The 8,139-nt window shown below is 38.8% G+C and carries 7 protein-coding genes; 4 read left to right on the top strand and 3 right to left on the bottom strand.

The genetic code is table 11. The annotated features are described in order from the left end of the window. Positions 1–2,034 (top strand): hybrid sensor histidine kinase/response regulator (locus CK510_RS33605; protein WP_245912306.1); only part of this gene is annotated, 2,034 nt, incomplete at its 5' end. A gap of 82 nt (positions 2,035–2,116) precedes the next feature. Here CK510_RS33605 and CK510_RS22070 read toward each other — a convergent pair. Together CK510_RS22070 and CK510_RS22065 are read right to left on the bottom strand one after the other, a co-directional pair. Further along, a complete protein-coding gene (locus tag CK510_RS22070) occupies positions 2,117–3,907 on the bottom strand; it encodes an ArnT family glycosyltransferase (protein ID WP_095723742.1) in 1,791 nt (596 codons plus the stop codon). A gap of 262 nt (positions 3,908–4,169) precedes the next feature. Beyond that, the gene (locus CK510_RS22065) at positions 4,170–4,757 is read right to left on the bottom strand and encodes a hypothetical protein (protein WP_095723741.1); all 588 of its coding nucleotides are present in this window, start codon (positions 4,755–4,757) and stop codon (positions 4,170–4,172) included. Positions 4,758–5,239: 482 nt separating this feature from the next. On the opposite strand from CK510_RS22065, the gene CK510_RS22060 reads away from it, so the two are divergent. The 3 genes from CK510_RS22060 (at position 5,240) to CK510_RS22050 (ending at position 7,186) form a co-directional block, all read left to right on the top strand. Beyond that, positions 5,240–5,569, top strand: a complete 330-nt coding sequence (locus tag CK510_RS22060) for a DUF565 domain-containing protein (protein ID WP_095723740.1) — start codon at positions 5,240–5,242, stop codon at positions 5,567–5,569. Positions 5,570–5,696: 127 nt separating this feature from the next. Continuing rightward, positions 5,697–6,524, top strand: coding sequence for a glycerate kinase (locus tag CK510_RS22055; protein WP_095723739.1), 828 nt, complete (start codon positions 5,697–5,699; stop codon positions 6,522–6,524). A 221-nt stretch (positions 6,525–6,745) separates the two neighbouring features. After that, positions 6,746–7,186: a hypothetical protein gene (locus tag CK510_RS22050; protein ID WP_095723738.1), complete on the top strand. Its 441-nt coding sequence runs from the start codon at positions 6,746–6,748 to the stop codon at positions 7,184–7,186. Between the two features lie 127 nt (positions 7,187–7,313). Here the strand turns inward: CK510_RS22050 and CK510_RS22045 are convergent. Then, positions 7,314–8,139, bottom strand: an 826-nt coding sequence (locus CK510_RS22045; RefSeq protein ID WP_143289381.1) for a protein adenylyltransferase SelO family protein, incomplete at its 5' end; no start/stop codon positions are given.

The following is an 8,139-nucleotide window of genomic DNA, read 5'->3' as shown; positions in this document are numbered from 1 at the left end:
GGATTGATCCATCAAAGTGGACGACACTTAATGAGTGTGGTTAACGATATTTTGGACTTGACGCGGATGGAAACCGGGCAAATGGAACTGTCTGCGGGATTAGTCAAGATTCAATCAGTTTGCGATCGCGCTATTGTTGACGCTAAAGCTGTTTATGTCCAAAATAATAAAGCCGCAACGACTAACCAAAACCATCAGTTCATCCTGACGATTGAAGCTGGACTTGATGAAATCGTTGCCGACGAACTACGATTACGGCAAATGCTCGTTCATCTGCTTTCCAATGCTTTCAAATTTACTGAAGGTGAGGGTAAAATTGGTTTGCGGGTAAGTCGTTGGGAAGGTTGGGTTGCTTTTACTGTCTGGGATACGGGGATTGGAATCGCGGAACACCAACAACATTTAATTTTCCAGAAATTTCAACAGCTTGAAAATCCCCTAACTCGTCAGTTTGAGGGTACTGGTTTGGGACTGGTACTAACCCGTGCTTTAGCAAGACTTCATGGGGGAGATGTCAGCTTTTTATCGCGAGAAGGAAAGGGCAGTCAATTTACCTTACTTTTGCCTCCAAGCCCTCCCAAAACCTCATTTGGTGAAAACTTAAGTCATCCCCATGCCAGCCATAGGGGACTAGGCTCAGGGATGTTCCCCAAGGCAAAATATGGAATTTCTTCAACCAGCCAAACAGGTCGAATTGAGGATGAAGTAGCAGCAAACGACACAGCATCTCACCAGACTCCTAACCCCTCGCAACGGTTGATATTAGTTGTGGAAGCAGTGGGAAGATATATTGAAGAAATTACCGAACAGTTAACTGGATTGGGATATCGAGTTGCGATCGCACGTTCGGGATGCGAAGCAATTGAAAAAGCTCGCAGGTTACAACCAAAAGCAATATTCCTCAATCCCGTATTACCTCTATTGTCGGGATGGGATGTACTCACTTTGCTGAAGTCTGAAGAATCAACCCGTGGGATTCCCGCAATTATCACCGCAACTGGAGCAGAAAAACAACAAGCATTTGCTAACCGTGCTGATGGATTTTTACGCTTACCAGTTCAACATCAAATGCTTGCACCATTGCTTGATCGCTTGTGCATTAAATCTGAACAAAAAAAGTCTGAGAAAGAAAATGCAGAAGTAATTGTTAATACTCCATTAAGAATTTTACGGCTAGTCAATCCTGATATTGACAACCATATCCAACCATCACTTCCCGATCATCGAGTTATTGAAGTTGATGACCTCGAACAAGCAGAGTTGTTATCACGAGTTTGGCAATTTGATGTGGTTTTATTGGATGCTGAAATTGGGCAAGCTAAATCCTATCTGGAAGGACTCAGCAAACACCCCCGACTCTCAGTTTTACCCATCGTTACATGTAGCGTTGATGTTTCCCAAGCCGCATCGCAAATACCGGGTTTATCCGTATTTCCCTGTTTGACAACCCAAGGTACAGAAAACAAATCAGAAGCATTACTATCGGTGTTACAAATTGCATCTGGAATCTGTTGTCCTTCCAGTGCTTTAATAGTTGATTTAATGATGTTGCCTGATTTCCCAGAGGCAAAAAGTAATCAATTACGTAACTCTAGAACTGAGACAAATAGAAGTAAAAAAATAGAAGAGCAATTTTCCCGCAGTTTAGAAGCTCCAAATTTTTTCCGTGGTTCAGAATGGTTTCAAGCTTTAATTCAGTATTTACAAACAGGAGGATTAAAAGCTTCAATGGCTCGCTCCTGGGCAGAAATGTTACAGCAAATTCGTCATCATAGTGTTGATTTGTTGCTAATTTATTTGGATAATTCAACACCCAAGAAGGAAGTTATGGTGGCTTTGAAAGCGTTAGAAAAACTACCATTCCATTTACCTCCAGTATTAATTCTCGACCAGCGATTAAATAAAATTGAATCTAGTGAAAAAGAAGAAGAAAAAGTAATTGTTTCACCAATTCTTGGAGCGAAAGTGTTACCCCGTTCAATCTCAATGGAAGATTTATTAGGTGAGATTCATTTGGCTTTGAAGGGGCTTTAGATTAAGGAGTTAGGAGTCGCAATAGAAATAACAGGAAAGATTAGATGAATAATCTTAATTCCTAACTCAAAACTCCTCACTCCTAACTCTTAATGGGTACTCTAATTACTTGATAAGCACCGCGATCGCCTAAAATTTTGTAATCGGTTGGTTGTAAACCCATTTCTGGAAATTTTTTCGGTTGTGCAAACACGATTACCGATTTTTGACCTTTCTTAACTGCTTGATTTTGAATGTATTCGCTAGCGCTTTCACTACCTCCAATATAATTAATCTGCCGTTGGGTGTAAAATGCGACAGATGGCTTTTTGAAACCAAGCATAATCAATTCTTCATTTGGTCTTTGGTTAAGGACTGCGATCGCAGATAATTTCCGCAATGGCATTTGTCGCTCGCTGTCCATAATATACTGGGCAGGAGTTAATACAAATAACAAAAATAAACTAAACGCGACAAGATTAACCCCAAAAAGCCCTACCCAATATTTTCGTATTAGTAAAATACTTAAGAATATTGCACTCGCAAGCCAAATTATACCGCATACCTCAGTTAAATTTGATTGCTGTAAAAGCTGTTTAAAATTTGGTGCAGATGAATCTTGACCAAAAAGTCCAGGAACGTAAAACGATGTCACACCAATTATCGTCACAAAAAGGATATTTACCCAAGCTGTAATCCGGAAACCTGGAATCGTCGAGACACGAATGGTATCTCGATTGATTAAATCCGCAAATAACAACGCAATTAGAATCCCCACAGCAGGCATCAAAGGTAAAATGTAACTAGGTAATTTTGTGACTGCGATCGTGAAAAACCCAAAAATACCAAATACCCAAGCAACATTAAATAAACCAAACTGCTGAAAGCGAGACTGGGACATCCAATATTTTCGCTGCCAAAACTTCACCTTGATAATTGCACTTGGTAAATAAACCGAATAGGGTGCAAAACCCAACAATAAAACTACAAAATAAAAATACCAAGGTGCTGAATGACGATTAACGACAGCAGTAAAACGCTCGACATTATGATAGCCAAAAAACGCATTAATAAAATTCCAACCATTACGCCAAATTACCAACACATACCAAGGTAATGAGACAATGGCAATCATGAATAAACCGATAAATAATTTTATTTCCCGCAAAACTTGCCAAAAGTTGCCCACATACAGCAAGAATCCTCCAATAACCAACCCTGGAAGTACAATCCCCACGGGACCTTTACTTAAAATTGCCCCACCAATTAGGATATAAAAAGCCGTATACCAACGATTCGGTAAAAGGCTATTTTTCTCTGTTTTCTCCTCTTCCTCAGCTACATATCCCAGGAAAAAACATAACAAAGCTGAAACCATGCAGAAAGTCAAAAGCATATCAGACACTCCAGCACGTGCCCAAACAATCATTTCTGGACTCAGGGCAATTAATGCAGCACCTAAACCAGCAACCATCCAGCGACGACTGGGATGGGAAACCCCTGCTAAATTATCTTGCTTGGCACAATACCACTGCAAAATATAAAAGCAAAAACCCACCACAGCAGTTGCTACTAAAGCGCTGGGAAGTCTTACAGCCCATTCATTCACACCAAGAATTTGATATGCGATCGCTTGACACCAATATATCAAAGCTGGCTTATCAAATCGGGTTTCATCATTAAAAAATGGCGTAATCCAATCCCCACGCACCAACATTTGCCGGGAAGCTTCAGCAAACAGAGGTTCGGTTTCATCAATCAAACCCACACTCCCCAAATGCCAGAAAAAACCAATCCCAGACACCAAAACAACCCACAGAACAGGGAATATCCCAGCTAGAACTGGACGCTTCTCCATATCCCTACACCATTCATCAAAAGCATGATTAGTCATTGAATCAAAAGTCGGTAGTCAATAATCAATGGTTCACATACAGAAGTCACAAGTCAATACCTTTGACTACCTTTACTCAACTTTTGTTCTTTATTGTCGAAAATTGAGACTGAGAAGTGGAGAATAAAACGATTAGGACTGACGATATTGTTCCAATTCAATAATGGTGCGTGATGCTACAAGTATATAACTACGTACAAAATTTATTTTCATCGTCACACACCCTACAATCAAAAATGTGCCAGTTGCGTAAGTCCTGGCTTTAATTACTTAAAATCAGCTGCCATTCCTTCCCTTCCCCATTCCAAGCAGGTAAAGGAGTTTCTCCAACTATATATGGTCCCCAATACCGACGGGAACCATCTTGGGCAAATGCAACCAATACATCACCCTTTTCCAACTTCAAATTACCGTTAGGTAAAGATAATAACAACCCTTTTTCATTTCCCTCCTGAGGTGCAAAGTCCCAATGTGCCGGGACATCTGCCACAGTTGTTCCCCCACCTTTGACTTCTCCACGTCGCGCTAACAAGGCAAGACGCACGGGTTGAGTGGTTTGATTACTCATCCGTAAACTTCCGATCCCCGTGGCTTTTTTCTCGCTATTTGGATGATATGACAGTAATTTCGTCTGAGTATTTACTGAACCTGTTTGTAATAATTTTCCAGTTGGTTCACTGTTGTGTAATTCGCTTTGATTTAACTGATTAACTGGAACTGATGAAGTTGAAGCTACTTCTGTCGCTTCCGGTTCAAAAGATACGCTCACTTGGTAACATCCAGCAAACATTCCCAGTATACCCAAACAACCAATAGTGAGAATTGCGTTACGATACTTTGGCAATTTCATAGCAATGTAAATATTTAGAAAGAAATAAATTTAGAAAGAAATAAATTTAGAAAGAAATAAGTACTTAGTTTTGCGATTAACAAAAGCACAAAATTAGCACTTCCCGCAAAAGTATTTTTGATTCTTATTGGTAACTTTGTCTAGCCGCAGTCAATTTTTTACCATTGAAAAGCTGAAAGCTTCTGATGGAGATGATATTTCTTGATTTGAGTAGGTATATTATCTTACTTATCAAGAAATAGTTCAGGGGGAATCACCCCTGTAATGGTGGATATTATTTGAGGGAAAATGTGTCAAAAGTTACATATTTAGCAAAAGTTTTACTTTCACTTGTTTTTGTTAGAAATTTGGAAACGAAAAGCTTGCAGCATAACTACAAGACCCCCACAATAATATTTATAGCTAGTTAATCTAGACTTGGTATCCTCAAATTGGCATACCTACCTAAATAATAGTTTGATTTTCTGCCAAATCGCCATAAAATGCAAAATACTCGTTTGAATGATTTATTTGATGCGATCGCACAAAGGTTGGGAAAATGGTTGAATAATCCCTGGAGACGTTGGTCTTTGTTGATTATAAGCTTTTTGCTGGGAATTTTTCTGGGGACGGCAATTTCCACAACGGCAGGGCAACAAGCTCGACTCGACATCGTTGTTGCAGCAGTTTTGGTTTTCATAACCGAAGTCACAAGTCGAATATATTACCGTGGTCGTTTCGCCGTTGGTTCAATTTGGCTAGAATGTCTAAATATCCTCAAAATCGGTTTTATTTACAGTTTATTTATCGAAGCATTTAAACTCGGTTCGTAGGGGAAAGGGAAATTAATATTTTCAATTCCCATAATTAAACAGAGACGCGATACATCGTATCTCTACATTTGTAATTTCCCTGTATTGTATTTATACATTTGTAACTTCTAATTACCCAATTAAAAAAATGACAATTTATCAAAAATTAGCTAGGGAAATTGCTGAAAACCATCAAAAAATGGGTCGTTCCTTCATTCAGGGAATATTAGGAGGGCAGGGAACAGGTAAAACCACATTAGCTGCATCTGTTTCGGCAATATTGGAGCAAATGGGATATCGTACAGCTTGTTTATCCCTGGATGACTTATATAAAACTTATTGCGATCGCATGATTTTACTACAGCAAGATTCCCGTTTAATCTGGCGTGGTCCTCCGGGAACCCATGATGTAGAATTAGGTTTAGCAGTACTAGACGAAATTCGTAATTCTCATAATAATAATCCCCAAAATCCAATTACCATTCCCCGCTTCGATAAATCCCTCCATAACGGAGCTGGAGACAGAAGTAATCCCGAAATTATTCCCCATATAGATATTCTCCTATTTGAAGGGTGGTTTGTTGGAGTACGTCCAATTGATGCAGCTGCATTCAATAATCCACCTCCACCAATCATCACAGTCTCAGACAAAACCTTTGCTCGCGACATAAACCGTGAACTTACCCACTATCTACCACTATGGGAACGGATTGATAATTTAATTGTACTGTATCCCCAAGATTACCGTTATTCAGTACAATGGCGAAAACAAGCCGAACATCAAATGAAAGCAACCGGGAAACCAGGAATGACAGACATGCAAATCGAAGAGTTTGTCAATTACTTTTGGCGTGCTTTACATCCCGAATTATTCATCAAACCATTAATAAGTTTGCCAGAATACGTTAACTTAGTCATCGAAATTAACGCTGACCATTCATTTGGCAAAATCCATCGCGAGTATCCCAACGCTTGATAAACACCAAACAAATAGCTCTCTTTTACTCTCTTCTTTTACTCTCTTCTTTTACTCTCTGCGTGAACCTCTGCGCGACTCTGCGTTAAAAAATATTCCAAACTACTTAACAAATCATCTAAAAATTAATCCATACAGGTGATGTTTATTCAAAGCTAAAAATAATATATTAAAAATATCATAATTTGAAAAAACAAAATAGCCCTGGGGAGATTATCGAGATGAAAAAGATTATCCCAGTAACTTTATTTATCGCGATCGCAATATTGGCATTTTTACTCAACCATCAACCAGCTAGCGGTAAGCATCGCGAGGGAAGACACTACAGGTACGATCGGAGTATCTTCGATAATTACTACGGGGGTTATGGTGGTTACTATCGCGATCGCAATCGTCGAAATTATCCCATCAGATACTGCCAACCTGTGACACAATGGCTACTTGACCAAGACTCAGCATACCACCCACGCGCTTACTCCGATGGTTTTCGTCAAGGAAGGGAAAGCGCAAAAAGAGGAAATGAATATAAACCACGTACTGCTGGAGGAGAATTTGCACGGGGATTTGATGATGGTTATTATGGCAGAGAATTTAGCGGACAAAAGCACATTATTGCCAACGCATATCAACCATTTACAACCAGCGAATGTAATTATTACTAATCATTTAATTTGTCATCTTTTTGTATCCCCAATTTTTTCAAAGTCGGGGATATTTTTGATTAAAGGAAAACGCAAAATTAAACTATGTAGCTTGTACTCTAACTCCTGATTCCTGAATTCTTTCTTCTTAAACTCCCTGAATCTCCTTTACCAAATCATAAAAAGGAATCCAATTATCTAAAGAAGCAATATTTTCCCAAACAGACTCAATTACAGGTCTGAGAATCACTGTTTTCGGATTATATTTATTTAAAGTTAGAGAAATTTTCTCGATTTCATCTGGTGATAAATTAGACAAAATTCGATGATAAATACCCGACCAATTTACAAACAAATCAGATGTTCCTAAAGATTGTCCAATTTCCGAATCGCTTAAAATACAACTAGCATCATCACGCCATTTACTCGAAAAAGTCGTAGCGATATCACTAAAAAAATGATGATAACTAACGGGATAACTATTTAAAAATCGTAATGTAGCTCGTAAAAGTTCTGCTAATTCTGGATTATCGACTGAATTATCTAACTCCTCAAAACCTAACTTTCTCAACATAAAACGACGATATTCAGCATCGTAAAAATCTTCAAATTTGGATAAAGCAGTGCCCATATCATTAGTCCGAATAGCAGCAGCTAGGGGACGTTGTAACAACTCCAAATTCAACTTACAGATTCCGGGCTGATTCCCGTAACTATAGCGTCCAGAATGGTCAAAATAAGCCGCAGTAAATTGTCGATCTAAATTAGGGATAAAAGCGTAAGGACCGTAATCAAAACTTTCACCAGTAATCGACATATTATCAGTATTTAAGACAGCATGACAAAATCCCGATGCCATCCACTGTGCTGCGACCTCAGCGACTTTCTGGACTAATTCAGCATAGAATAAAGCATACTTTTCTTGCTCATTACTCAAATGAGAACAGTACGTATTAATAACATGAGTTAATAAC

Source organism: Brunnivagina elsteri CCALA 953 (genome assembly GCF_002289455.1).
Lineage (GTDB): Bacteria > Cyanobacteriota > Cyanobacteriia > Cyanobacteriales > Nostocaceae > Brunnivagina > Brunnivagina elsteri.
This window is presented reverse-complemented; position numbering and strand designations above follow the sequence as displayed.